The following is a 24,503-nucleotide window of genomic DNA, read 5'->3' as shown; positions in this document are numbered from 1 at the left end:
TCTGGTCGCGGCGAACGGTTCATCCGTTTCTTGCCCTGGTGACGGCATGGGCGATGGCCTGCACCAGTTCGCGCGCATCAAACGGCTTCTTGATGGTGCCAGCCTTGGCTGCGTCCTCGGGCAATTCGATTTGTTCGCCATAGCCGGTGACGAACACGAAGGGGATCTTGCGGCGTGTGAGGTCGGGCACGAGGGCGAAGCTGGTCTCGCTGCCGAGATTGACGTCGAGCAGCGCCACATCGACCTCGTGCAGGTCGAGGATCTTGCGCGCGTCCGCCACGCTCGCCGCGCCATGCACCTCCAACGCCCCATGATCCATCAGGAGCTGCTCGGCATCGAGCGAGATGATCATGTTGTCCTCGACCATCAAGGCGCGAAGACCTTCAAGACTGTCGAGGTTGGACGCGGACGACATGGTCACGGGCTCCTTGGATGCGGTGGCGGCGGAGGACGGGAGCGGGGCGATGGCCACGAGATGAAACACCTGCGACGGCAGGCGGAAGCGCGCGCGCAGGCCCGACAGGCGGAAATCCAGTTCGGCCTCGCCGCCGAGGTCGTGCGGGATCGAGCGCTCGATGATGGTGGAGCCGAAGCCGCGCCGTTTGGGCGCGGGCACGGGCGGGCCACCGTTCTCGATCCATTCGATATGGCAGGCCCCGTCCTCCCCGATCCGCCAGATCACGCGCACGCTGCCCGAGGAGTCGGACAGCGCGCCATATTTGGCGGAATTGGTGACAAGCTCATGAAACACGAGGGCTAGCGTCGAGAAGGCCATGGCCTCGACATAGACATCCGGCCCTTCCAGATGCACGCGATCCTGCTTGGCGCCAATATAGGCCATCACCTCCGTGCGCACGATGTCCTGAAGGGACGTGGAGGAGAACTGCTCGCTGGTGATCTGGTCGTGGGCGCGGGCCAGCGCCTGGATGCGCCCGCCGATGATGCGGGCGAAACTGTCCACATCCGCCGCGCTCGGCTTGGACTGGACCACCAGCGCGCGGATCAGACTGAGAATGTTGCGCACCCGGTGGTTCAACTCGGCGATCAGCAGCTCCTGGCGCTGGGCGGCTAGATGCTGCTGGCGCTCGCTTTCCTCGTTGAAGCGCAGGAGCACTTCCAGAATCGAGACGCGCAGGGATTCGCCCGCCCTCAGCTCGCTCTCGGTCCAGGGCAGCGACTTGCCGACCACGGTCTCCTTCCAGGCCTCGAAGCTCTTGCGCGGGGTCAGCCGCGCGCCGTTCGGCCCGATCATCCGCTCCTTGGTCTTGGGATCGCCGGCCCAGCTCACGGTCTGCACGATCTCGCGGCGGAAGAAGAGGATATAGTCGCGCGGCGAGCGCGAAATCGGAATGGCCAGAACGCCGGACACGCGGCTCCTGTAGTCGGCGGCCGGCGGATGGAAGGTCGAAAGCTCGTCGGTGGCGTAGATGCGCCCCGACCCCGCGCGGTTGAGAAAGCGCGTCAGGGACTGCAATTCCTCGCGCGACAGGCCGGTGCCGTGGGTCTTCTCTTCGCCCTTGGCCCAGACGACGAAGCCGTCGCAGGGCACCATCTCGCGCATGTCCTCGGCGAAATCCGAGATCGTCTCCAGCGAGGGCGAGGCGGCGACGAGCTTGGCGATGAAGCGGTCGTGCAGATCGCGCGCCACCTCGTCGATCCGCTTGGCCTCCTTGTAGAGACGCCCGTCGATGATCAGCGCCACCATCTGCCCGAACAGCTCGGTCGCGCTGCGGATCTCCATGGTGAGATAGCGCGGGGCGTAGTGATGGAGCGCGAACAGGCCCCAGAGCTTGCCGTCGATCACGATCGAAATCGACATGGAGGCGGAGACCCCCATGTTGGAAAGATATTCGATATGGATGGGCGAAACGCTGCGCAGGACCGAGAGGGAGAGGTCCAGCGGGCGCCCGTGCGGGTCCAGCTCGGGCAGCACCGGCACCGGCACCGCGCCGACATCGGCGATGATGCGGATCTGGTTCTGGACGTAGAGACGCCGGGCCTGAACCGGAATGTCGGCGGCCGGATAGTTGAGGCCCAGAAACGAGCCGAGGCCCGAGCGCACGGATTCGGCCACCACCGAGCCCGCGCCGGACGAGGCGAAGCGATAGAGCATCACGCGGTCGAAGCCGGTAATGCCGCGCAACTGGCGCACGCATTCGCGGTAAAGCCCTTCGAGCCCCTCGGTGCGTTGAACGCGCGAGATCATGCTCTTGATGAGCGCGCCGGGATTGATGCCGGAGGCGCGCGTCGCGGGCTCGGCCTCGATCACGATCGTTCCGCTGGACACGTGGATCGCCACGTCGAAGGTGCGCCCGTCGCTGAACAGGTCGAAGCCGAACAGGCGCTCCACACCATCGCTGGACGAGAGGATCTGAAGCCGGCCCCGAATGGCATGAACCGACGTCTCGGGGAACAGCGAGAGAAGCGGCTCGCCCAGAAGCGCGTCTGGCTCGCGGTCCACGAAGGCGGGCAGATTGGCCGACACGCGTTCGATCAGCCAATCCATCGACGCGCCGACCAGAAAGCCGAAATTCTGGATGCAGCCCAGGAATTGGATCGGCTCGCGATCGCAATTGGTCAGATCGACCTCGTGGTCCCGCGGGGCTCTGAGATTGCTCAAGAGATCGTCATCCTGGTCCGTGCGCCCTCGGCCAGAGCGCGGAAATGGCGAAACGTGCGGTTGGCCGCCTCGATCGTGCTGTCGGCCTCGTCCGTGGATGGCGATTGCGCGTTCATCAAGGCCAGCAGGCGGCGAAACGGCTCGGGATCGCTGGAAGCTTCGAGATAGTGGACCGGCCGATCGGCACCCGGCGCCTGCCGGCGCAAGGCCTTCAAGAGGAACCCCGCGCCCAGGCGCGACCCTTCCAGGACATAGGCCATGCCCAGCGCTTCGAACAGGTTCGGGGTCTGCACCGCGAAGGCGGGGCCGGACCATGCGGGCAGGCGCAGCGCCGTGCAGTCGGCCTCCAGCGCGTCGAGCCGTCCAGCGGCCTGCCATGCGCCGTCGCGCAGCTGCGCGAGAGGGCTGGCCAGAAGTGCGGGTTCCAGCGCCGCATGGCCGGCACGGTTGGTCAGGAGGAAGCGGGCGTAAAGACCCTCGGCGCCCGGTTGCAGCATGTCGGAGAACTCGGCGTCGAGCGCTTCGTGCGCAGCGCGTGTTTCCGCGCGCAGGCGATCTCGCAACCGCGGGGCGGATGTCGGCTCCGTTGCACAGGCATCACGGGTCGCTTCGCTCGGCAAGGCTCGTCCTCGAAACAGGGGCGACCAAAGCCGCGTCAGTTTCACTGTAATTGGAGCGAACTGTTGTCTGGTGCAAGACACAAGCGCATCTCGTCAAAAACGATCGCGCAACGCGTACCACGTCATAGCGAGGAACAGGAGCGGCGCGCGAAGGGCGGTTCCACCCGGAAAGGCGGGAATCCGCAGCGCCTCCAACTCGGCCAACCGATCCTGGTTGCCCAGCACCCTTTCGGCATAAAGCCGGCCTGTGTAATGCGAAAGAAGCACGCCATGGCCCGAGAACCCGCCGATGACGGTCAGTCCGGGCTGCGGACTTGCGACATAGGGCATGCGCGGCAAGGTAACGCCGACCGACCCGCCCCAGCCATGGGTGAACCGGACATCGGCCAAATGAGGCCAGATGGATCGGACCTGCTTTCGTATCTGGCTAACGATATCCCCTTCCGCAGAGGAATAGGCTTCCCGGCCGCCGAACAGGAGCCGGTTGTCCGGCGTCTTGCGGAAATAGCGCACGACGAAGCGGGAATCGTCGGCGGCCTCGTTTCCGGGCAGGATGCGGTCCGGCTCGGCCAGAGGCTCCGTTGCGGCGATAAAGGAGCGGATCGGCATGACATGAGCGGCATTACCCCGGTCGAGCGTGCCGCCATGCGCGTTGACGGCCAGAAGCGCGCGCGCCGCGCGCACCGTGCCGAAGGGCGTTTCCGCTTCGATCCGCCCGCCTTGGTGGGTGATCTTCGTCACCGGCGTCTCCTCGAAGAGACGCGCGCCGGCGCGTGAGGCCGCCCGGCCCGTGCCGACCAGCAGCTTCATCGGGTGGAGATGGCCCGTACCCGTGTCGAGAAGGCCGGCGTGATAAGCCGGCGAGCCGAGACGCTCGGCCGCCTCGGCTTGGGTCAAGAAGCGCGCGTGGGGATAGTCGTAGCGCTCGGCCAGGATGTCGGCGTGGCGGCGATAGCTTTCGATATAGCGCCTTTTATGAACCAGCGAGAGCTGGCCGGGGCGATAATCGGCTTCGATGCCGCGCGTCGCCATCATCTCGTGGAGATGGGCCTTGGCGTCCTCCGCCATCTGGAAAAGCTGGCGCGAGCGCTCCAGCCCGATGTCCGCTTCCAGATCTTCCGGCCATTGCCGCTGGCCCGTGCCGAACTGGCCGCCATTGCGCCCGGAGGCGCCGTCGCCCAGCCTCGCTGCCTCTAGAAGCGCGACGCTGACGCCGCGCTCGGCCAGATGCAGCGCCGCCGACAGGCCCGTGAAGCCGCCGCCGACGATCAGGGTATCGACGTCGAGCGAGCCGTCGAGCCGGGCATAGCGCGGGCGCTCGCCCACTGAGTCCTCGTACCACGAGCGGCCGGGTGAAATGGGGGACTGATAGGGCGCGCTCATCGAGGCCCCCTTAGACATTGAGGAGAAGGAATTCGCGTTCCCAGGGGCTGATCACCTGCATGAAGGTTTCGAACTCGCCGCGCTTGATCCCGGCATAGGTGCCGACGAATTCGCGGCTGAACACGTCGTGGAACGCTTCCTCCGCCTCGAAGGCGGCGACCGCCTCCAGAAGACCGCGCGGCAGCGAGATCACCCCGTCCTCGTTGACGGTGCGGTCGGTGGGCTGGTCGGGCTCGACGCCGTTGACCATGCCGAGCCAGCCGCAGGCGAGCGAGGCGGCAAGCGCCAGATACGGGTTCGTGTCTGATGAGGGCAGACGGTTTTCGACGCGTCGCGACGAGGCGTCGGAGGTCGGCACGCGAAACGCCGTGGTGCGGTTGTCGTAGCCCCAGGCATTGTTGGTGGGGGCCGACATGCCATGCGTCAGCCGGCGGTAGGAATTCACATAGGGCGCCATCATGACCAGCGCGGCCGGCACGTAGCGCTGCATTCCGCCCAGGAAGTGGAAGAAGAGCGGCGAGGGGCCGCCATCCTTCAGCGAGAAGACGTTGTGCCCGTGTTTGCGGTCCACCACCGACTGGTGGATATGGAGCGCCGAGCCCGGCTGGCCCTGGATCGGCTTGGCCATGAAGGTGGCGTAGATGTCATGCTTGAGCGCCGCTTCGCGGATCGTGCGCTTGAACATGAAGACCTGATCGGCCAGCTCGACCGGATCGCCATGGCGCAGGTTGATTTCGAGCTGGGCCGCGCCATCCTCGTGGATCAGCGTGTCGATCTCCAGCCCTTGCGCGTCCGAGAAGTGGTAGATGTCGTCGATCAGCTCGTCGAATTCGTTGACGCCGCCGATCGAATAGGCCTGCCCGCCGGAAATCTGCCGGCCCGAGCGGCCGATGGGCGGGGTCAGCGGATAGTCGGGATCGACATTCTTCGAGACGAGATAGAACTCGATCTCGGGCGCGACGATCGGCGTCCAGCCCCGCTCGTGATAGAGCGAGACGACGCGCTTCAGCACGTTGCGCGGGGTGTAGGCTACGGCCTCGCCCGCCGTGTCCACGAGATCGCAGATGACCTGCGCCGTCGGATCGGTTTCCCAGGGCACGGCCGAAAGCGTCGAGAGATCGGGCACCAGCTTCAGGTCGCCGTCATTGGGCGAATAGCGGAACTCGCCCGTCTCGTCCGGGTATTCGCCCGAGATCGTGTGCATGAACAGCGCCGAGGGCAGGGCCAGCGAGGTGTTGCCGGTGAACTTCTTGCCCGGCATCATCTTGCCGCGCGCCACGCCGGCCAGATCGGGCGTGATGCATTCGACATCCTCAATGCCGCGCGCGCGCAGCCATTCCCCGGCTTCCGCCATGGAGCGCACGCCGCGCCGCGCATCCAGAAAATGCGGCCGCTCGGGCTGCGGCTCGCGGCGCGTCAGGCCGATGCGCCCGCCCGCTCCGGCGGGTTCCGTCGTCCGGCGCTTGGGCTTGTCCCGCTTGATCTTGGACGGGAACGCCTGCTCGGGTTTGGGAGGCCGTGTGCGATCTGCCATGCGATCCTGCGCGGAATTGTCGATCCCTCGACCATAGCGGGCTCCCTCTCGCCCGAAAAGCGCCCTCGACCACGAGAAAGCGCTCCTCGACCATGAGAAGGCACTGGAAAAGCCGGTTTCGATGCGGCACAGCCGGTTTTGTCATGGAAATGACATCGAAGCTGCTATCTCAGGGGAAAGCCGCCAAGTGGCGGGCATGGAGGCCGCATTCGCGGTGAAGCGCATGACCGATACGAGCCAGCAGAAGCTGAAGACCGAAGGCCTCGAAGACACGATGTCGCGCGCCGGGACGGCGGCGCGCATGGTGCAGAAGCTCGTGGACGGGGCCGAAAGCCTCAATCTCAGGCACTCTGCGGTCGGCAATCCGGCGGTCTATCCGACCGACGCCTTCCCCTGGGCGCGCGAAGTGGAGCGCGAGTGGCACCTGATCCGCGCCGAGCTGGACAAGGTTCTGGTGCGCAAGGGCGACCTGCCGGCCTTTCACGAGATTTCCTCGGAAGTGCGCTCGATCTCGTCCGACAAGAACTGGAAGACGTTCTTCCTCTGCGGCTACGGCATCAAGTCGGAAGAGGCGATCCGCCAATGCCCGGAGACCTGGCGCATCCTCCAGAAAATTCCGGGCATGAAGTCGGCCATGTTCTCGATCTTCGAGCCGGGCAAGCATCTGCCGCCCCATCGCGGCCCTTATAATGGCGTGTTGCGCTTCCATCTCGGCCTCGTCGTGCCGCCCGAGCCCGACAAGATCGGCATTCGCGTGTCGGACCAGACCTGCCATTGGGAAGAGGGCAAGGCGTTGATCTTCGACGACGCCTACGAGCACGAGGCCTGGAATCATTCCGACAAGGTGCGCGTGGTGCTTTTCGTGGATTTCGAGAAGCCGCTGCGCTTCCCCGCCAATCTCACCAACAAGGCGGTGCTCAATCTTGCCATGTTCACGCCCTTCATTCGCGAGGGCTACAAGGCACACAAGGCCTGGGAGAAGATGTTCTACGGCGAAGGGCGCAAGCACAGATGAGCGAAGCGGCGGCGGCAGGGCTGGCGGTCGTCTGGCGAGCCATGACAACGGGCGATGTCGCCGATGTCATGGCGGTCGCCGATATCGTGCATCCGACCTTCCCGGAAGGGGCCCACGTCTATCACGACCGTCTGGCGCTCTTCCCGGAAGGCTGTCTCGTGGCTGCCCTTCCGGACGGGCGGATCGTCGGCTACGCACTCGCCTATCCCGCCCCCCTCGGCGCGCCGCCCCCGCTCGACACAATGCTCGGCGCGCTTCTGCCCGAGGCCGACGCTCTCTACATCCACGATGTCGCGATCCTGCCGGACTGGCGCGGCCGGCGTCTGGCGGACGCGGCCGTTGCCCATGTTCTGAGCCTCGCCGATGGCGCGGTCATGCCCGTCATGCTGGTGTCCGTCTATGGGACAGCACCCTACTGGAGCCGTTTCGGCTTCGCCCCACCCTCGCTGGCGCTCGAGCCGGAAAAGCTCGCGACCTATGGCGAGGGTGCGGTCTACATGATCCGGCCGCCGCTGGCGCCCAGCCCGGCTGCGTGAAAAAGAGACAAGCGTCGAAATTCGGCACAGGGGCTAGGAATCACGGACTGGCTTGTCGATATTGGCCGCGCCGCCGAGGTGGCTGCCTTGATCGCATGAAAAGGTCCGACCCGATGAGACACACCGCCCTGTCCCTTGGACTGGCTTTGGCCGCACTGACCGAAGGCGGTGCCGCCGCGCAGGAAAAAGTTCTCAACGTCTACAACTGGTCGGACTATATCGACACGTCGATCATCGACGACTTTACCAAGGAAACCGGCATTCGCGTCGTCTACGACGTGTACGATTCCAACGAGATCCTGGAAACGCGGCTTCTGGCCGGCGGCAGCGGCTATGACGTCGTGGTGCCCTCGGCCGAATATATGCTGCGCCAGATCCAAGCCGGCGTGTTCCAGAAGCTCGACAAGTCGAAGCTGCCGAACCTTTCCAACATGTGGCCGGTGGTGACCGAGCGCGTCGCCGCCTACGACCCGGACAATGCCTATTCCGTCAATTACATGTGGGGCACGACGGGCGTCGGCTACAACATCCAGAAGGTGAAGGAGTTGCTGCCCGACGCGCCGCTCAATTCCTGGGCGCTGGTCTTCGACCCGAAGAACGCCGAAGCCCTGTCGAAATGCGGCATCGACATGCTGGACGCGCCGGGCGAGATCATGCCGGCCGCCCTCAGCTATCTCGGCCTCGACCCGAGCGCGTCGGACGCCGAATCCATCGGCAAGGCCGAGGCGCTGCTGATGAAGGTGCGCCCCTATATCCGGCGCTTCCATTCCTCCGAATATATCAACGCGCTCGCCAATGGCGACATCTGCGTGGCGGTCGGCTTCTCGGGCGACGTGTTCCAGGCCCGCTCCCGCGCCAAGGAGGCGGGGCGCGGCGTCGAGATCGGCTATTTCATTCCCCACGAGGGCACGATGATGTGGTTCGACCAGATGGCGATTCCCAAGGACGCGCCGCATGTGGACGCCGCGCACCAGTTCATCAATTACATGATGCGCCCGGAAGTGGCGGCCAAGGCGACGAATTTCGTCAGCTACGCCAATGGCAATCTCGCCTCGCAGAAGTTCATCGACCCCTCGATCCTGAACGACACCTCGATCTATCCCGACGAGGCGACGCTGAAGACGCTCTATGTCAAGAAGCCCTATGACGCCCGCGCCCAGCGCATGGTGACGCGTGCCTTCACCACGGTCAAAACCGGGCAGTAAGCTGCGGGGCGATCCGGCGAAGCAGAAGGGGGCCGGTGATGCGGGCCCTTGTCCATCATTCATAGCGGCGCGGGCAGGGGGAGAACCCTTCCTGCGCCGTTCTCTCAGACAAGTCGGCGCGGGGCGCAGTTCGGGGTTCACAATGGCTACGGCACCCAAGGCTTTCGGCAATATTCGCCGCTCGTTCGATCCGTGGAACGACCCCAAAGCGACGCCGCTGATCGAGTTCGATCGTATTTCCAAGCGCTTCGGCACGTTCAACGCCGTGGACGATCTCAGCCTCAAGATCTATCCGCGCGAGTTCTTCACGCTGCTCGGGCCGTCGGGCTGCGGCAAGTCCACGCTGCTGCGGATGCTCGCGGGCTTCGAGGAACCGACATCGGGCGATATCAGGCTGGGCGGCGAGAGCCTCAAGGGCGTGCCGCCCTATCGCCGGCCGCTGAACATGATGTTCCAGTCCTACGCCCTGTTCCCGCACATGAGCGTCGAACAGAACATCGCCTTCGGCCTCAAGCAGGATGGCATGGCCAAGGGCGAGATTCGCGACCGCGTGGCCGAGATGCTGAAGCTCGTGAAGCTGGACGCCTATGGCAAGCGCAAGCCGCAGCAGCTTTCGGGCGGCCAGCAGCAGCGCGTGGCGCTCGCCCGCTCGCTCGCCAAGCGGCCCAAGGTTCTGCTTCTCGACGAGCCGCTGGGCGCGCTCGACAAGAAGCTGCGCGAGGAAACCCAGTTCGAGCTGATGGACCTCCAGCAGGAACTCGGCCTCACCTTCGTGATCGTGACGCACGACCAGGAAGAGGCGATGACCATGTCCGACCGCATCGCCGTGATGCGCGCCGGCAAGCTCTGTCAGGTGGCGACGCCCGCCGTGATCTACGAGGCGCCGAACTCGCGCTATGTCGCCGATTTCGTCGGCAATATTTCCTTGATCGAGGGCGTGGTGGAAAGCGGCTCGGGCGGCTTGGTGCGGCTTGCCACCGATGTCGGCGTCATCGAGACGGAGAGCGCCACGACGGTCGCCCCCGGCGACAGTGCGGCCTTTGCCGTGCGCCCCGAAAAGATGCGCCTGTCGCGCCGCCCGCCGAGCGATATCGGCGTCAACGCGCTGCGCGGCGTCGTCTGGGACATCGCCTATCTCGGCGATGTCACGCTCTTCAACGTCAAGCTCGAAAACGGCGCGCTCGTGCGCTCCACGGTCATCAACGCCTCGCGTGTGGCGGACGAGCAGATCGCGTGGGAGGAAGAGGTCTGGCTCACCTTCGAGCGCGACGCCGGCGTGCTTCTGGTGCAGTGAGGAGCGAAGCCATGGCCTCTCGTATCCTGCGACCCAACTGGTGGAAGGGAGCCGTGATCGGCATTCCCTATCTCTGGCTGCTGGTCCTGTTTCTCGTTCCCTTCTTCATCGTCCTGAAGATTTCGCTGTCGGAAACGGCGATCGCCCAGCCGCCCTATCTGCCGGTCTTCGACTGGAGCAGCCTGTCGGGTCTGGTCGCGACGCTGAAGAAACTCGGCACGCAGAGCTATCAGTTCCTGATGGAGGACCCGCTCTATCTGAACGCCTACCTCTCCAGCCTGAAGATCGCCGCGATCTCGACCGTGCTGACGCTACTGGTCGCCTATCCCCTGGCCTATGCCATGTCGCGCGCGCCGGGGGGGCTGCGGCCCGTTCTGGTGATGCTGACGGTTCTGCCCTTCTGGACGAGCTTTCTGATCCGGGTCTATGCCTGGATCGGCATCCTGCGCAACGAGGGCTATCTGAACCAGTTCCTGCTCTGGACCGGGCTCATCGACACGCCGCTCACGATCCTCAACACCAACAACGCCGTCTATATCGGCATCGTCTATTCCTACCTGCCCTTCATGGTTCTGCCGATCTATGCCAGCCTCGAGCGGCTCGACCCGCGCCTTCTGGAGGCAGCGGGCGATCTCGGCTGCACGCCCCTCGGCGCGTTCTGGGGCGTCACCTTTCCCTTGTCGCTGCCGGGCGTTCTGGCCGGGGCGCTGCTGGTCTTCATTCCGGCGGTCGGCGAATTCGTGATCCCCGATCTCCTGGGCGGCTCGCAGACGCTGATGATCGGCAAGACACTCTGGGACGAGTTCTTCACCAATCGCGACTGGCCGGTCGCCTCGGCGGTCGCGGTGCTGCTGCTTCTGGTTCTGGTCGTGCCGATCACGCTGTTCCAGCGGCTCCAGGCGAGGCAGGGCTGACATGAAGCGCGGTTTCTCCACCTTCAATCTGGTTTCGCTGGTTTTCGGCTTCGCCTTTCTCTACCTGCCGATCCTGCTTCTGGTGATCTATTCCTTCAACGCCTCGCAGCTCGTCACGGTCTGGGGCGGGTTCTCGACGCGCTGGTACGCCTCGCTCCTGAACAACCGGCTGTTTCTGGATGCGGCCTGGGTGACGTTGCGCGTGGCGCTGCTTTCGGCCACGCTCGCCACCATTCTCGGCACGCTGGCCGCCATGGCGCTGGTGCGCCATCCCCGCTTCGTCGGGCGCACCTTGTTTTCGGGCATGGTCTTCGCACCGCTGGTCATGCCGGAGGTCATCACCGGCCTGTCGCTGCTCCTGCTCTTCGTCGCGATCGATTTCGACCGGGGCTTCTGGACCGTGACGGTCGCCCATACGACGCTGACCATGTGCTTCGTCGCCGTGGTCGTGCAGTCGCGCCTCGTGTCCTTCGACCGTTCGCTGGAAGAGGCAGCGCAGGATCTGGGCTGCCCACCTGCCAAGGCCTTCCTGCTCATCACCTTGCCTGTCATCTGGCCGGCCGTCGCGGCGGGCTGGATGCTGGCCTTCACGCTCTCGCTGGACGATCTTGTGATTGCGAGCTTCACGTCCGGCCCCGGCGCGACGACGCTGCCCATGCGCATCTACAGCCAGGTGCGCCTCGGCGTGACGCCGGAGATCAACGCCATCTCCACGATCATGATCGCCGTCGTCGCCCTTGGCGTCATCCTCGCCGCGCTGTTCAACCGGCGGCAGGAGACACGGCGACGCGCCGACGAGCGGCTCGCCAGTCAGGACATCTGACAAGTCCATACGAAAGAGCCCGGCCGGATGCCGGCGGGGCTCTTTCGTTTCATCCTGGCGACCTTACAGCTTGCAGCGGCAGCTCTCGGCATGGGCGGTTTCGATCGCGTCGAACGTCGCGGCGAAGGCCGCACCGAGCGGGTCTTCCGGCAGGGTCGAAACCTCGATCAGCCGATCCACCGCTTCGAGGTCGGACAGGGCGCCCATCAGCGTCAGGCGCAGGCGCGCATCGCCCGTGAAGCCGCCATCGGGCGCGAAGAAGGGCTTGAGCTCGGCCAGTTCCTCCAAGGCGCTTTTCTTTCGCGCAGGCTGCATCGGGCCGATCAGCGCGGCCGTGCTGGCGGTCGTGGTGGTGTCCAGAACATGGCCGTCCGTGTTCACCGAGGTCGAGGCTTCGCGGATCGCGCGGCCGAGTTCGGAGACGGCAGCGCCGACATCGGCGGATGAGTCGAGCTTGTGCTCGCGCGGGGCCTTCAGCGGCGGCAGGTCGGGGTCTACCCCGTCGCCTTCCGAAATGCGCGTCGCGCCCGTGTCACGCACGGCCACAAGCATGGGCGGCCCCATGGGTGTCTCGCTCGCCGCACCCGGCTCGCTCTGAAGCGCGACCGGGGCGCTCTCGGCGGGCGCGCCACGATCCTCGGGGGCTGCGGTCGGCACGGGAACCGGACGCAGCGCCAGAAGCGCCTCGGCCAGACTCGTGCGCGCCATGCCCTGCGCGGTTTCCAACACGCGCTGGCGGCGATCCGGCGAGACCGAAACCTGCGAGGCGAAGCGCTTGAGCGTCGTTAGATAGGCTTCGATGCCCGAGCAAAGATAGGGGGAGGGGCCTTGTGTCAGGAAGTCGCCGAGGTCTTCGCGAATGCGGGTCGCCGTCCATTTGGCATTGGCGTCTCGCGGCGCGACACCGCTCACGCCCTTGGCGGCCGCCATGGCGGCGCGAAGAGCGGCCGTCTGGTCGGTACCGCGCGACCGGGCATTGGGCGGGAAGATCATGCCGCCTTCGCCCGGCGACGACGCGCGCGCGGATTCGGCTGGGCCGGCCAAGGCGGCCTTGACGCTTTGGAACGGCCCTTCCGCGATGGATTTAAGCCGGGCGTGGAAGTCTCGGGCGCAGGCGGCCGGGTCGGCGGTGGGCGCGCGCAGCTTGGCGACCGCGACCGATCCCTTGGGCTGCGAGGCGGTGGCCACGTCGTCGATGCGGATGACGGAGCCGGCCGACGCGGCGATCGGGCACAGCATCGAGCCAGCGAGAACGAATGCGGCGAGGCGGGGGATCAGACGAGACATTTGCGGCTCCGCTCCGGATCGACGGAACGCCGCGCGCTTCATCGAGGGGGGCGGTTCCGTCAGGTCGGCCCGTCCGACGCGCTCACGGTCAGCGTCGGCTTCGGCCATTCTCCGTCCAACTTGAACCCGATCGGTTTCGATATGGTGAACGAATTCGATACGCCCGACGCTTCTTCCTTGGCCGGGTCGAATTGACCCTGCACCAAAAGCCGGCTGCTGCGCAAATCCACCGTGCCGGTGGCGCTCGCCTCGCCCTTATCGAAGGCGATCGCCAGCTTGTCGATGCGAAAATGCGGACCGACGCCCGCCAGGGCCAGTTCGCCGCGACGGAATGGTTCGGGTGTTGCCGTCGCGGGGTCGATCGGGCGCGGGCCGGGTGCCGCCAACATGCCGCGCTCGATGCCTGCGAGTTCGCCATCGCGCACGCGCAGCTTGGCCTCCGTTCGGCAGGCAAGCGCGATCTCGCCCCAATTGGTGGCCGGTCCGCGCAGGGTCAGTTGCAGATCGCCCCGGCCCGAGCTCAATGGCATGGGGGCGCCGTCGGTGAGGGCCACGACGTTGGACACGTCCACATCCCGAAGGCCGGCGGACAGCGTGAGGTCGGGGCGCGCCTGATTCGTGTCGATGGTGATGCGCAGATCGCCGCGCCCGCCGAGCAGCGTCATGTCGCCGATGTCGACCGTCCCGACGCCGCCCATGGCCTTGATCGTCGCGGCGACGTCGCGCGCATCCGTTTCGCCGAGATCGGCCTGTTCGGCCGAAAGACGCAAATCGAGATCGAGATTGCGCAGGAAGTCCGTGTGGATCGGGCGTTGAAGATCCAGGATCGTCTGCGGCTTGGGCGCGATAGCCTGGCTGAAGCGGCCGAAATCGAGCTTGCGGAAGGCGAGCGTTCCCGAAACGGAGGGCGGTTTGCTGTCCCCCCGAGACAGCACCGCCTCCAGACTGCCACGCCCCTTGTCGCCGCCGACGTCGAGCGAGGCGGAGCCGAGGCTGATACGATCGTCCACGAGTTGGATCTGCGTCTGAATGGCGAAGGCGCCGAAATCCGGCAGACCGGAATTCTCCCGGCCGATCCAGTCCACCGCCCGCGACAGGGAGGGAGTGGACAGACCCAGCGCGCCCGTCAGGCTCAATCTCTCGCCCGCCGAGCCCTTGCCGTCGAAAGACACGTCCAGCGCGGGCGAGGACAGCGCCAGCGTCAGCGCCGAACTCTCGCCCTTCGTGAAGGGCAGGGGCCGCTCCATCTTGGTTTCAAGATGAACGGGCTGGCCGTTCCAGACGGCGCTGCCGGCCAGAAAGGCGCTGCTTTCGCCGCCCGGCCAGATGAAGGTCAGATTGACGTTGGAGAGATTGTCCGCGCGGCCGGGAATGCGAAACAGCCCGTCGCGAATATCGATCTCCCGCAGCCCTTCGAAGCGCACGAGAAAGAGTTGCAGGTCTCGCGAGGCCGCACCGACCGGCATGTCACCGGGTGTTCCGACTTGAGGGGGTCTTGGCTTGAGTGCGGCAGACGGCGCCAGATCCGGCACGGCATCCGCGCCGGCCGGCATCAATTCAGGTCGCACCAAGGCGATGCGCTGGATTTCGGCGCGCCCCAGAAGCGCGGGGAGCAGCGCGAAACGCGCCTCCACCCGGTCCACCGTCAGAAGTTGCGCCCGTTCGCCCGCGCCGGTGCGCGCCCGCAGATCGGTGAGCACGGCGGTCGGGCGCGGCAGCAGCTCGAAGGAGACGGCCCCGTCCACATGGATCGGCTGCCCGGTCAGATGCGCCAGACGTGCTTCCAACTCCTCGCGGGCGTCGCCCAGTTGCAGCGACAGGGAGGAGAAGGCGAAAACCAGCACTGTGATGGCCAACAGGACCAGCCCGATCGCCAACGGCCAGACGCCACGCCGCCCTGTCCCGCGCGATTGGCTTTCGGTCGCGGGCGGCACCGGGGGCAAGGGTTCGTTCAATCGGGGGTCCTTCGAGACTCGGCTCGCGCGATGGCCAGCCAAGCTTATCTAGAGTTGGCGGCCACGCTTGAACAGGGCGAAGTCGCGCCGTCTTCAGAAGGAACCACCGTTTCCCCTCTACCATGCCCGTGGATTGCGCCGATCGCATGGCAGGTCGCCGCCGCCTCGGATTCAGCGGCGCGGGTCTTGTTCGTTCTTCAACAGTGCTCGGGTCAGGAGAAGAACCGGCGTGATGCCGACGAGCACGATCAGAAGCGCGGCGATGGCCCCGTCCTCGAAGGCGGCGCGAGAGGCCTGCGCATAGACATGCGTCGCCAGTGTGTCGAAGTCGAAGGGCCGCAGCAGGATCGTCGCGGACAATTCCTTTGCCGCATCCACGAAGACGAGAAGAAAACCCGTGAGAACGGCCGGGCGCATCAGCGGAAGGAGGATGGTGGCGAGCACGCTGCCCGGCCCGCGCCCGAGCGTGCGCGCGGCCATGTCGAGATGGGGCGACAGTTTCGCAAAACCGCTTTCCAGCGTGCCATGGCCCATGGCGGTGAAGCGCGCCGTGCAGGCGAGCACGATGGCGAGCCCGGAGCCTGACAGAAGAAGCCCGGTCGAGACGCCGAACCAGGCGCGCATCCACGCATCCAGCGCATTGTCGAAGGCGGCGAGCGGCACGAGAAGGCCGATCGCCAGAACCGTTCCGGGCACCGCATAGCCGAGCGAGCCGAGCCGGGCGAGCGCGGCAAGCGAGCGGCTGCGGCGAAGGCGCAGACCATAGGTCACGAGAAAGCTCGCGCCGACCACGAGGCAGGCGCTGGCGCCCGCCACGAGAACCGTGTGCCATAGCGCGCGCCAGAGCGCCGGGTCGGCGAGATCCCCCAGCCGGTTCATGGCATAGCGGCTGAGGATGAAGAGCGGCACCCCGAAGCCGGAAGCCAGCGGCAGGAAGCACAGGGTGAAAGCGCCGAGAGCCGCCGGGCCGCGCAGGCGCACGAGCGGCGGCGGCGCCATGCCGCCCCGGCCCGCCGTGAAGCCCTGCCGCCGCCGCGCGAAGCGCTCCAGCCAGACCAGGGCGACGATCACCGTGAGCATCAAAAGCGCGATCTGCGTGGCGCCCTGAAGATCGCCCCGGTTGAGCCAGGTCGAATAAACGGCGAAGGTCAGCGTCTGGACGCCCAAGAACTCCACCGCGCCGATATCGTTGACGACTTCCATCAGGGCGAGCGACACGCCGACGGCGATGGCGGGCCGGGCCAGCGGCAGGAGGATGGTCGCAAACAGGCGCAGCGGCCCGGCGCCCAGCGTGCGCGCCACCTCCGCCATGCGCCGTCCCTGCATCAGGAAGACGGCGCGCGTCGCGAGATAAACATACGGGTAGAGGACGGAGGACAGAATCAGGATCGCGCCGCCGAGCGAACGGATTTCGGGGAAGCTGTATTCGGCCCGTGTGCGATAGCCCATCAGGGCGCGCAGCCCCGTCTGCACCGGACCGACATAATGCAGAAGCTCGTTGAAACAGTAGGCCGCGATATAGGTCGGCACGGCGAGCGGCAGCACCAGCGCCCAGGCGAAAACCCGGCGGCCCGGAAAATCGAAGCCGGTGACGATCCATGCGAGAAGCGTGCCGAGGAGGCCCGTCGCCAGCGCGACGCCCAGCATCAGGAGAGCGGTGGTGCGCGTCGCGTCGGGCAGGACGGTGCGCAGGAGATGCGCCCAGTCCCCGCCCGAGCCGGACACGGCGATCCAGCCGAGCGACAGGATGGGCAAGGCGACGACGAGCGCGAGCCCGGCGGCGCCCAGCACGAACCAGCGCTCCGAGCCCACCGCACGGCGGCGCGCATGGAGCGATGGGGCCGGCGCGGCGACCGGCTCCGCCCGGCTCATCGCCGCCCGCTCCGCTCGCGTGGCTCGCCAGAGCGGCCTGTGCGCGTGCAACGACCAGCGCCCGCGCGATCACACGCGGGCGCTGGTCGAATATGGCCGGATCGGCGAAGCGTCATGCGGGACGCTTCAGGTCTGCGGTCCCTTGTCGAAGCCGACCTCGTCGATCAGCTGCGACGCCTTGGCGCGGTGGGAGGCGATGTCGGTGAGCGACAGCGTGTCGGGCTTCAGCTCGCCGAAGCTCTTCACGGTCTCCGACTGTGCCACGCCGGGCTTCAGCGGATATTCGTGATTGATCTCGGCATAGATGCGCTGCGCCTCGTCGGTCGTCAGGAATTCCATGAACTTGACGGCATTGTCCCGGTTGGGCGCATTCTTCGCCAGACCCATGCCGGAAATGTTCACATGGGTGCCGCCGTTCTCGAAGGTCGGCAGGACGACCTTGATCGCCTTGGCCCATTCCTTCTGTTCCGGCTCCTTCTCGTTGTTGCGCATCAAGCCGACATAATAGGTGTTGCCGATGGCGATGTCGCACTGGCCGGCGGCGACGTTGCGCGCCTGATCGCGGTCGCCGCCCTGCGGCGCGCTGGCGAGATTGTCGCGCAGACCTTCGAGCCAGGTCTTGGTCTTGGCCTCGCCATGATGGGCGAGGAAGGCGGCGATCAGCGCGACATTATACTGATGCTGGCCCGAGCGGATGCAGATCTTGCCCTTCCACTTGGGGTCGGCAAGGCTTTCATAGGTGATGGGCTCGTCGCCCACGCGATCGGCCGAGGCATAGACGACGCGCGCGCGCGCCGTGACGCCCGACCATTCGTTGCCCTTGTCGCGGAAGGCGGCCGGAATGTCCTTGGCGATCACGGCGTTTTCGAGCGGCTGAAGGATGCCGGCTTCGCGCGCCGCGTCGAGGCGGCCGATGTCGACCGTCAGAATCACGTCGGCCGGGGAGTTGGCGCCCTCCGCCTTCACGCGCTCCTCCAGGCCCTTTTCGATGAAGATCGCCGCCGTGGTGAGCCCGGTTTCCTTGGTGAAGGCGTCGAGCAGGGGCTGGATCAGCGCCGGCTGGCGGGACGAATAGATGTTGACGTCGGCGGCTTCAGCCGTGCCGCCCATCAGCGCCGCAAAGCCGAGCGCCAAGAGACCGCCGCGAAGGAAAGTCGGTGTCATCGCAGGAACATCCCATCCATGGCCCAGCGTCGAGGGGCCGCCAAAACGAGCCCGCCACGAGCGACACATGAAAAGTCGAGCGTGAGGGTCGAGTTTTGACATGCCGGAAGCCGGCTACCGGATCAATCCCGATCCGAGGTAACGTTCCGGTGATCTATGAGATTGGAATGGTTCTATACTTTCTCTATTAAGTAGAGATGATCAATCGATGATTTAAACCGCGAGGACGCGCGGGGCGGGAAAGGCGACTTCCACCAGCGTTCCTTCGCCCGGCGTGGAGGCGATGGAGAAGTGCGCCCGGTTCGCCTCGACCATGGCCTTGGTCAGCGGCAGGCCGAGCCCGGTGCCTTCGCCGCGTCCGCCGGCCTTGACCTGCTGGAACGGGGTGAGGGCGATCTCCACCTCCTGATCGGTCATGCCGATTCCGGAATCGCGGAAGCGCAGGCTGACGGAGCCATCCTCGTTGTGATGGGTTGAGGCGACGATCTGCCCGCCCGCCGGCGTGAAGCGCACGGCATTGGCGATGAGGTTCAGCGCGATCTGCCGAACCGAGCGCCGATCCGCCACGACCGGCGGCACCGAGGCCGGCAGGACCGAGCGCACGATCACCCGCTCGCGATTGGCCTGCGGCTGCATCAGCGACACGACCTCGGCCACGACATCGTTGAGCGAGACCGACTCGAAGGTCAGCTCGATCTTGCCCGCCTCGATCTTGGATATGTCGAGGAGGTCGTTCACGAGGTCGAGCACATGGTGGCCCGAGCGCTTGATGTCGCCGAGATATTCGAGATAGCGCTCGTGGCCGATCGGGCCGAAGCACTCCGAGGCCATGACATCGGCAAAGCCGATAATCGCGTTGAGTGGCGTGCGCAGCTCGTGGGACACATTGGCGAGGAAGCGGCTCTTGTGCAGGCTGGCGCTCTCGGCCAGCCGGCGCGCCTCCACCAGATCCTTCTCGGCCTGCTTCCACTGCGCGATGTCGCGGATCACCACGCACCAGCCGCGTCCGTCGGACAGGCGGCCGAGCGTGACGAAAAGCGGGATCGTGCCCTGCTCGGAGCCCTTGGCGCGCTCCGGGCCGACCTTGGCGAAGACTTCGCGCCCGTCGTTCAGGATCGAGGCAAGCCCGTTGTCGCGCAGCGTCTCGATATAATCCTGCGCGCTCTGCCGGCTTTCGGGCGCCAGCAGATCCACGAAGGGCAGGCCGAGATAGATGTCGGGCGAGAGGCCGAACAGGGCCTCGGCCGCGCCGTTCATCTTGCGCACGCGCTCGCTGGCGTCGAGCAGCACGATGCCGTCCGTCGCGGTGTCGAGAACGGCCTGAAGCTCCTCCACCTCGCGCTGGAGATCGACCACCGTGCCGGCCAGAAGCTCGTCTTCCGGCTCGGGCCGTTCGGTGAAGGACATGAGAAGGCAGGAGCGCCCGGCCACGGACACGCGCTGAAGGTGCAGGCGCGTGCGCTCCACCGTGCCATCACCGCACTGGATCGTCGCCTCGTCGCCCTCGTCGGATTCGCCGGGCGACAAAACCAGACGATCGAGCCCGCCGGCATCGTCCAACGCGTCGAGATCGCGATAGCGCGTGAAGGCGAAGAAGCGCTTGTTGGCAAAGAGCAGCCGGTCGCCCATCTGCACGAGCACGGCCAGCGGCAGCGCGTCGAACATGTCTTCCAGCTCGTGCGCCGCGAACGGAACCGTGTCCTCCCGCTCCTCCGCCTCGCTCTCGCCGAGTTCGGCAACGGGGGCCGGGACCGGCGCAGGCGCGGGCGTCGGAACCGATCGCAGGCGCGGAAACACGCCGAGTTCCGCGCCGATGGCGCGGAAGGCGGCGGCTTCGGCGCTCGACAGCGCGCCCTCGCGCGCCTGCCGTTGCTGGGCCGTTTCCTCAACCGGCATGTCGGGCTCGCGGGTGCGGCGGCCGAAGCTTGCGCGCGTGTCGGCGGTCTCCGGCTCGCTCGTTGAGGCCTTGTCCTCGGCGGCTGCAACCACCGGCGCGCCGCTCGTCAGCACCAAACCCAGGGCGTCCGGGTCGGCCACATGCTCGGCCGGGCGCACCACGCCGAAGCCGCGAAAGCCTTCGAAGCGGCGGTCGCGGCTATAGATCGGCAGCGCGGCCAGATCCACGGGCGCCTTGCGATCCGTGCCTTCGATCGGCCAAAGGATGGAGCGGCCCGACCACGTGTCGCGTCGCGCCAGCAGGCGCTCGACCTCGCCGCTGTCGTCCAGCCCGTAGACGCGGGCGACATCGGCAAAGGTGCGGCCGATCACGTCGGCCGAGTGCGGGCCGACCACCTCGGCAAATTCAGGAGACAGGCTGGAAATGCGGCCGGCCTCGTCGATCTGCCAGACGAAGCGCACGGGCTCGCGGTCGAGATCGGCGTCGAACAAGGGTGCCGTGGAGGCGGGCAAGGCCGCATCCGCTTCCAAAAGGGCGGGCTCATCGTCGCCCGAAGCATCGTAGGCGGACGCTTCGGCCAGCCAGGTTTCGTCCGCCTTGGTATCCGAAGAGAAAGCGGAGGACTCAGGCATAGCTTCCACATCCAGCGGCGCTGCGGGCGTCGCGGGTTCGTCGGATTCCTCGATCGCCGGCGCGTCCGGCGCGTCCATGTGAATGAGCACCAGACCCTCGGCGACCTTGGCGAAGGACAGGGCGCCGAACTCGTCCTCGACGGTCAGTCGCTCTTCGCCTGCTTTCAGGAACTCCACGCCCTGCGCGGCCAGAAGCGCATGTTCCTCGGCTGGCACCTCGGGCGTTCCCCAGACGAAGCCGGTTTCCGACACGATGCAGGCCGGCACGGTCGTCAGCCCCGCTTCGCCGACCAGCCGCTCCGCGAAGGCCTCGCGGGTTTCGCCCGGCGCGCCGTCGAAGCGCACGGTCAGCAGCACGTGATCGCCATTCGATCCGCCGGCCTCCAGCCGCGCGAGAACCGCACGGCCCATGCCGGCGTCGGCCGGACGCAGCAAAAGCTGCGTGCGGCGCTTCAGGCGCAGCGTTTCGCGCGCCAGGCCGATCTGCGGCAAAAGCGGAGACATGCCGGCCTCGTCGCTGCTGCGCCGCCCCGTGGGCAGGGCCAGAAGCGCCGCCCCGGCTGCGTTGCACCAGAGAACCGTGGCGAGATCGGCCGACAGCACGGCCACGGCCGAGCCGAGGGCGTTGGCCACACGCACGGCTGGAAGAACCATGAAGTCGAGAGAGGTCGAAATGGTCGTGGCTCCGGGTCGGACAACAAAAGAGTTACTGGAGCGTTAATAAGGTCTTGCGCAGCTCAAATCCAGAACAGACCGCATCCATGGCCGCATCGTCCGGCGACAGGGTTAATGCGCCGGAGGGCTTGGCGCGCGAACCCGCGCAACCCTTGATGATGTCGCCTCGTTGTGGTCACAATGCCGCCCAGAAGGAGCCCCCGCCATGTCCGACGCAGATAAGCCGCACGATGCCGCCAACGCCGCCTTCGAAGGCGCGCGACAGGCGTTCGACTCGATGACCAATCCGCAGGCCTTCCGGGACGCGCAGGCGGCCTTCGGGATGGATCCGTCCAAGATGACGGAAACCTTCCGCGCCACCGCCGAAAAGTCGATGGAGCAATCGCGCGAGGCCTATGCGCGCATGAAGACCGCCGCCGACGAGGCGACCAAGACGCTGGAGGCCACGATCGAGAACGCCCATTCGGGTTCGCTCAATCTGACCAAGCGCGCGCTGGACGGAATGCGCACCCAGGCGGAAATGAACTTCTCGCATCTCGAGAAGCTCGCCGGCGTGAAGTCGGTGTCCGAGTTCATCGAATTGCAGACGAGCTTTTTCCGCCAGCAGGTGGAACTCGCCACACGCCAGGCCCGCGACATCCAGAGCGCATCGCAATCGGCCGCGCGCGAGGTGCTTCAGCCGAGCCGCGAGGCCGCCGAGCGCGCCGCGGGAAAGACCGAGTTCTGATCTTTCAAGCTGCGAAACGGGCCGATCGCGGCCCGTTTCGCACCCGGCCGGGCCGCGCGGCTTTGTCCACAGATCGCTCTTTTTGGAGCGCGGCCCTTGCCATCCCTTTCGAAAAGCCGTATTGGCGGTCTCGTCGTCACGACGATATGCGGTTGTAGCTCAGTTGGTTAGAGCGTCGGATTGTGGCTCCGAAGGTCGGTGGTTCGAACCCACTCAACCGTACCATTCCAAATCATTGTTCTGCAGATGATGGGCGCTTTCGAAGCGTCGCAGCATGACGTGATATCCTCCGTTAGACAGTCTGGTTGCACAAAATGACGGGCAGATCCGCGCGTTGGTTGGTCCTTGTGCGGCGGAATATCTATTTCGCATTTGGCTGAGACCATCGCGCTGAGTGATTCTTAGGGTATGGCTGCTTTGGCAAGCCGGCGATGGTGCGGAAGGCTGCCGCCAGGCGGCGGAGGTTCCGGGGCGAAGCAGGGCGAAGGCTTGCCGATGCAATGGCGCCGCTTGTTTCTGTCACGAGTGCTCGACGCGCCGACTGTCTGCCGGTCCTTGGGCGGGGCCAGGAATTTTGCCGCGTGAGGCGGGCGGCAAAGCCGTGTCGTGGTTGACAAGCGACGGGCTCGCCGGGACATGTGCGGGCGGATCGGTTCCGATCCGTTGAGCGAGTGGCACGTAGCCTCCCGCGCTCGGCCACCAGCCTGCCCGGAGACGTCCTTGGAAACCGTCACGATCACGCTCGTGCTTCTTCTGGCCGTCGTCGCCAGCGGCATTTTCCTGCGCGTCCTGCCGTTTCCCGTGCCGCGTCCCTTGTTTCAGATCGTGCTGGGGGCCGCCATCGGCCTGTTCGCGGACCTGCGCGTCAGCCTCGACCCCGAAATCTTCTTTCTTCTCTTCCTGCCCCCGCTTCTGTTTCTGGATGGCTGGCGTATTCCGCGCGAGGAACTGTTCAAGGACCGGATCATCATCGTCGAACTGGCCTTGGGTCTCGTGGTCGTCACGGTCGCGGGCATGGGCCTGTTCATTCACTGGCTGGTGCCGGCCATGCCGCTGGCCGTGGCCTTCGCGCTGGCAGCCATCGTCTCGCCCACCGATCCGATCGCGGTGTCCGCCATCGCCAACCGCGTGCCGATCCCCAAGCGGATGCTGCATATCCTGGAGGGCGAGTCGCTGTTGAACGACGCATCGGGCCTCGTCTGCTTCCGCTTTGCGGTCGCCGCCGCGCTCACGGGCACGTTCTCGCTGGGCGACGCGGTGCTCAATTTCGTCTGGGTGGCGCTGGGCGGGCTGGCGGTCGGAACCTTTGTCACGCTCGCCATCACGCGGGCCAAGGATTGGGTGTCAGAGCGCTTTGGCGAGGATACCGGCTCGCAGATCCTGATCAGCCTCCTGATCCCCTTTGCCTGCTATCTTCTGGCGGAGCATCTCGAATGTTCCGGCATTCTCGCCGCCGTCGCGGCGGGCGTCACGATGAGCTTCGCCGAAAGCCGGGGCCGCGTCATGGCCGTCACGCGCGTTCGCCGCAGCACGGTCTGGGACACGATCCAATATGCCGCCAACGGCATCATCTTCGTGCTTCTGGGCGAGCAATTGCCGGCCATCGTCTCGCGCGCCGCCGAGACGGTCAGCCAGCCGGGCCAGCACGAGATCACCTGGCTGATCCTCTATGCCGTCGCCATCACGGCGGGGCTCGCCGCCCTGCGCTTCACCTGGGTCTGGCTGTCGCTGCAACTGACCCTCCTGCGGCGGCGCGACCGCACGACCTCGCCGAGCTGGCGCATCGTGGCGGCCATGTCCTGCGCGGGCGTTCGCGGCGCGGTGACGCTGGCTGGCGTTCTGACCTTACCGCTGACGCTGAACGACGGCTCGCCCTTTCCGGCGCGCGATCTCGCCATCTCGCTGGCGATGGGCGTGATCATCGTGTCGCTTCTGGTGGCGACCTTCGGCCTGCCGCTGCTCCTGCGCGGCCTCGAACTGCCGCCCGAACCCTCGCAGCAGGCGGAAGAGGATGCCGCCCGCATCGCGGCGGCCGAGGCGGCGATTGCCGAGATTGGCCGGCTCCTCAGCCAGACCGCCGATCAGGGCAAGGACGCCGATCTTTATGTCGCGGCCGCCTCGCAGCTCACCGATCTTTACCATCGCCGCATCGAGCGCCGGTCGGCGGAGGGCGACAGTGCCGAGACGGCGCAGCGCTCGGACCGGATCGAGCGCGAGATGCGGTTGGCGGCCTTGAACGCCGAGCGGGCCGAAATCTTTCGCAAGGTGCGCCGTCGGCAGCTGGGCTCAGAAACGGCGCGCCGGCTGGTGCGCGAGATCGACCTGTTGGAAACGCGCTACGCCGGGTGAA

At 66.3% G+C, this 24,503-nt stretch carries 17 protein-coding genes and 1 tRNA gene; 9 read left to right on the top strand and 9 right to left on the bottom strand.

From position 1 onward, the window contains the following. Nucleotides 1-19: 19 nt before the first annotated feature. The 4 genes from AUL28_RS05915 to AUL28_RS05900 form a co-directional block, all read right to left on the bottom strand. The gene (locus AUL28_RS05915) at nt 20-2,620 is read right to left on the bottom strand and encodes an HWE histidine kinase domain-containing protein (RefSeq protein WP_062230978.1); all 2,601 of its coding nucleotides are present in this window, start codon (nt 2,618-2,620) and stop codon (nt 20-22) included. Next, the gene (locus tag AUL28_RS05910; protein ID WP_156419899.1) at nt 2,617-3,240 is read right to left on the bottom strand and encodes a biliverdin-producing heme oxygenase; all 624 of its coding nucleotides are present in this window, start codon (nt 3,238-3,240) and stop codon (nt 2,617-2,619) included. Before AUL28_RS05910 ends, AUL28_RS05915 begins: the two co-directional genes overlap by 4 nt. Before the next feature lie 93 nt (nt 3,241-3,333). Further along, a complete protein-coding gene (locus tag AUL28_RS05905; protein WP_062230976.1) occupies nt 3,334-4,623 on the bottom strand; it encodes an NAD(P)/FAD-dependent oxidoreductase in 1,290 nt (429 codons plus the stop codon). Nucleotides 4,624-4,633: 10 nt separating this feature from the next. Continuing rightward, nucleotides 4,634-6,157 (bottom strand): glutamine synthetase family protein, encoded by a 1,524-nt coding sequence (locus AUL28_RS05900; RefSeq protein WP_244493421.1) that lies wholly within the window; start codon nt 6,155-6,157, stop codon nt 4,634-4,636. A gap of 196 nt (nt 6,158-6,353) precedes the next feature. Here AUL28_RS05900 and AUL28_RS05895 point away from each other — a divergent pair, with 196 nt between their 5' ends. The 6 genes from AUL28_RS05895 (at nt 6,354) to AUL28_RS05870 (ending at nt 11,944) form a co-directional block, all read left to right on the top strand. Beyond that, nucleotides 6,354-7,172, top strand: coding sequence for an aspartyl/asparaginyl beta-hydroxylase domain-containing protein (locus tag AUL28_RS05895; RefSeq protein WP_082640281.1), 819 nt, complete (start codon nt 6,354-6,356; stop codon nt 7,170-7,172). Next, nucleotides 7,169-7,708 carry a GNAT family N-acetyltransferase gene (locus AUL28_RS05890; protein WP_062217639.1) on the top strand — a complete coding sequence of 180 codons (540 nt, stop codon included), beginning with the start codon at nt 7,169-7,171 and terminating at the stop codon, nt 7,706-7,708. Before AUL28_RS05895 ends, AUL28_RS05890 begins: the two co-directional genes overlap by 4 nt. Nucleotides 7,709-7,821: 113 nt before the next feature. After that, nucleotides 7,822-8,913 (top strand): polyamine ABC transporter substrate-binding protein, encoded by a 1,092-nt coding sequence (locus AUL28_RS05885; protein WP_062230975.1) that lies wholly within the window; start codon nt 7,822-7,824, stop codon nt 8,911-8,913. Nucleotides 8,914-9,055: 142 nt separating this feature from the next. Beyond that, nucleotides 9,056-10,207, top strand: a complete 1,152-nt coding sequence (locus tag AUL28_RS05880; RefSeq protein WP_058600065.1) for an ABC transporter ATP-binding protein — start codon at nt 9,056-9,058, stop codon at nt 10,205-10,207. 11 nt (nt 10,208-10,218) lie between these two features. Then, complete coding sequence (locus AUL28_RS05875; RefSeq protein ID WP_062230974.1) at nt 10,219-11,121, top strand: ABC transporter permease subunit; 903 nt, start codon at nt 10,219-10,221, stop codon at nt 11,119-11,121. A 1-nt stretch (nt 11,122) separates the two neighbouring features. Continuing rightward, complete coding sequence (locus AUL28_RS05870; protein WP_058635056.1) at nt 11,123-11,944, top strand: ABC transporter permease; 822 nt, start codon at nt 11,123-11,125, stop codon at nt 11,942-11,944. 63 nt (nt 11,945-12,007) lie between these two features. Here AUL28_RS05870 and AUL28_RS05865 read toward each other — a convergent pair whose 3' ends face one another. The 5 genes from AUL28_RS05865 to AUL28_RS05845 all read right to left on the bottom strand — a co-directional run bounded on the left by AUL28_RS05865 (nt 12,008) and on the right by AUL28_RS05845 (nt 21,405). Next, a complete protein-coding gene (locus AUL28_RS05865; RefSeq protein ID WP_062230973.1) occupies nt 12,008-13,231 on the bottom strand; it encodes a hypothetical protein in 1,224 nt (407 codons plus the stop codon). Between the two features lie 59 nt (nt 13,232-13,290). Continuing rightward, complete coding sequence (locus AUL28_RS05860; RefSeq protein WP_062230972.1) at nt 13,291-15,186, bottom strand: AsmA family protein; 1,896 nt, start codon at nt 15,184-15,186, stop codon at nt 13,291-13,293. A gap of 171 nt (nt 15,187-15,357) precedes the next feature. Then, a complete protein-coding gene (locus AUL28_RS05855; protein WP_062230971.1) occupies nt 15,358-17,058 on the bottom strand; it encodes an ABC transporter permease in 1,701 nt (566 codons plus the stop codon). A 126-nt stretch (nt 17,059-17,184) separates the two neighbouring features. Beyond that, on the bottom strand, nt 17,185-18,222 hold the full coding sequence (locus AUL28_RS05850; RefSeq protein ID WP_062230970.1) for a Fe(3+) ABC transporter substrate-binding protein: 1,038 nt from the start codon (nt 18,220-18,222) through the stop codon (nt 17,185-17,187). A gap of 213 nt (nt 18,223-18,435) precedes the next feature. Then, nucleotides 18,436-21,405, bottom strand: a complete 2,970-nt coding sequence (locus tag AUL28_RS05845) for an ATP-binding protein (RefSeq protein ID WP_062230969.1) — start codon at nt 21,403-21,405, stop codon at nt 18,436-18,438. Nucleotides 21,406-21,631: 226 nt separating this feature from the next. Here AUL28_RS05845 and AUL28_RS05840 point away from each other — a divergent pair, with 226 nt between their 5' ends. From AUL28_RS05840 to AUL28_RS05830, 3 genes are all read left to right on the top strand, one after another. Beyond that, a complete protein-coding gene (locus tag AUL28_RS05840; RefSeq protein ID WP_082640280.1) occupies nt 21,632-22,153 on the top strand; it encodes a phasin family protein in 522 nt (173 codons plus the stop codon). Between the two features lie 148 nt (nt 22,154-22,301). Next, nucleotides 22,302-22,378, top strand: a tRNA-His gene (locus AUL28_RS05835). Nucleotides 22,379-22,873: 495 nt separating this feature from the next. After that, on the top strand, nt 22,874-24,502 hold the full coding sequence (locus AUL28_RS05830; protein ID WP_062230968.1) for a Na+/H+ antiporter: 1,629 nt from the start codon (nt 22,874-22,876) through the stop codon (nt 24,500-24,502). Nucleotide 24,503 lies beyond the last annotated feature (1 nt).

This window comes from Aureimonas sp. N4 (assembly GCF_001463925.1).
Classification (GTDB): Bacteria; Pseudomonadota; Alphaproteobacteria; order Rhizobiales; family Rhizobiaceae; genus Aureimonas; species Aureimonas ureilytica_A.
This window is presented reverse-complemented; position numbering and strand designations above follow the sequence as displayed.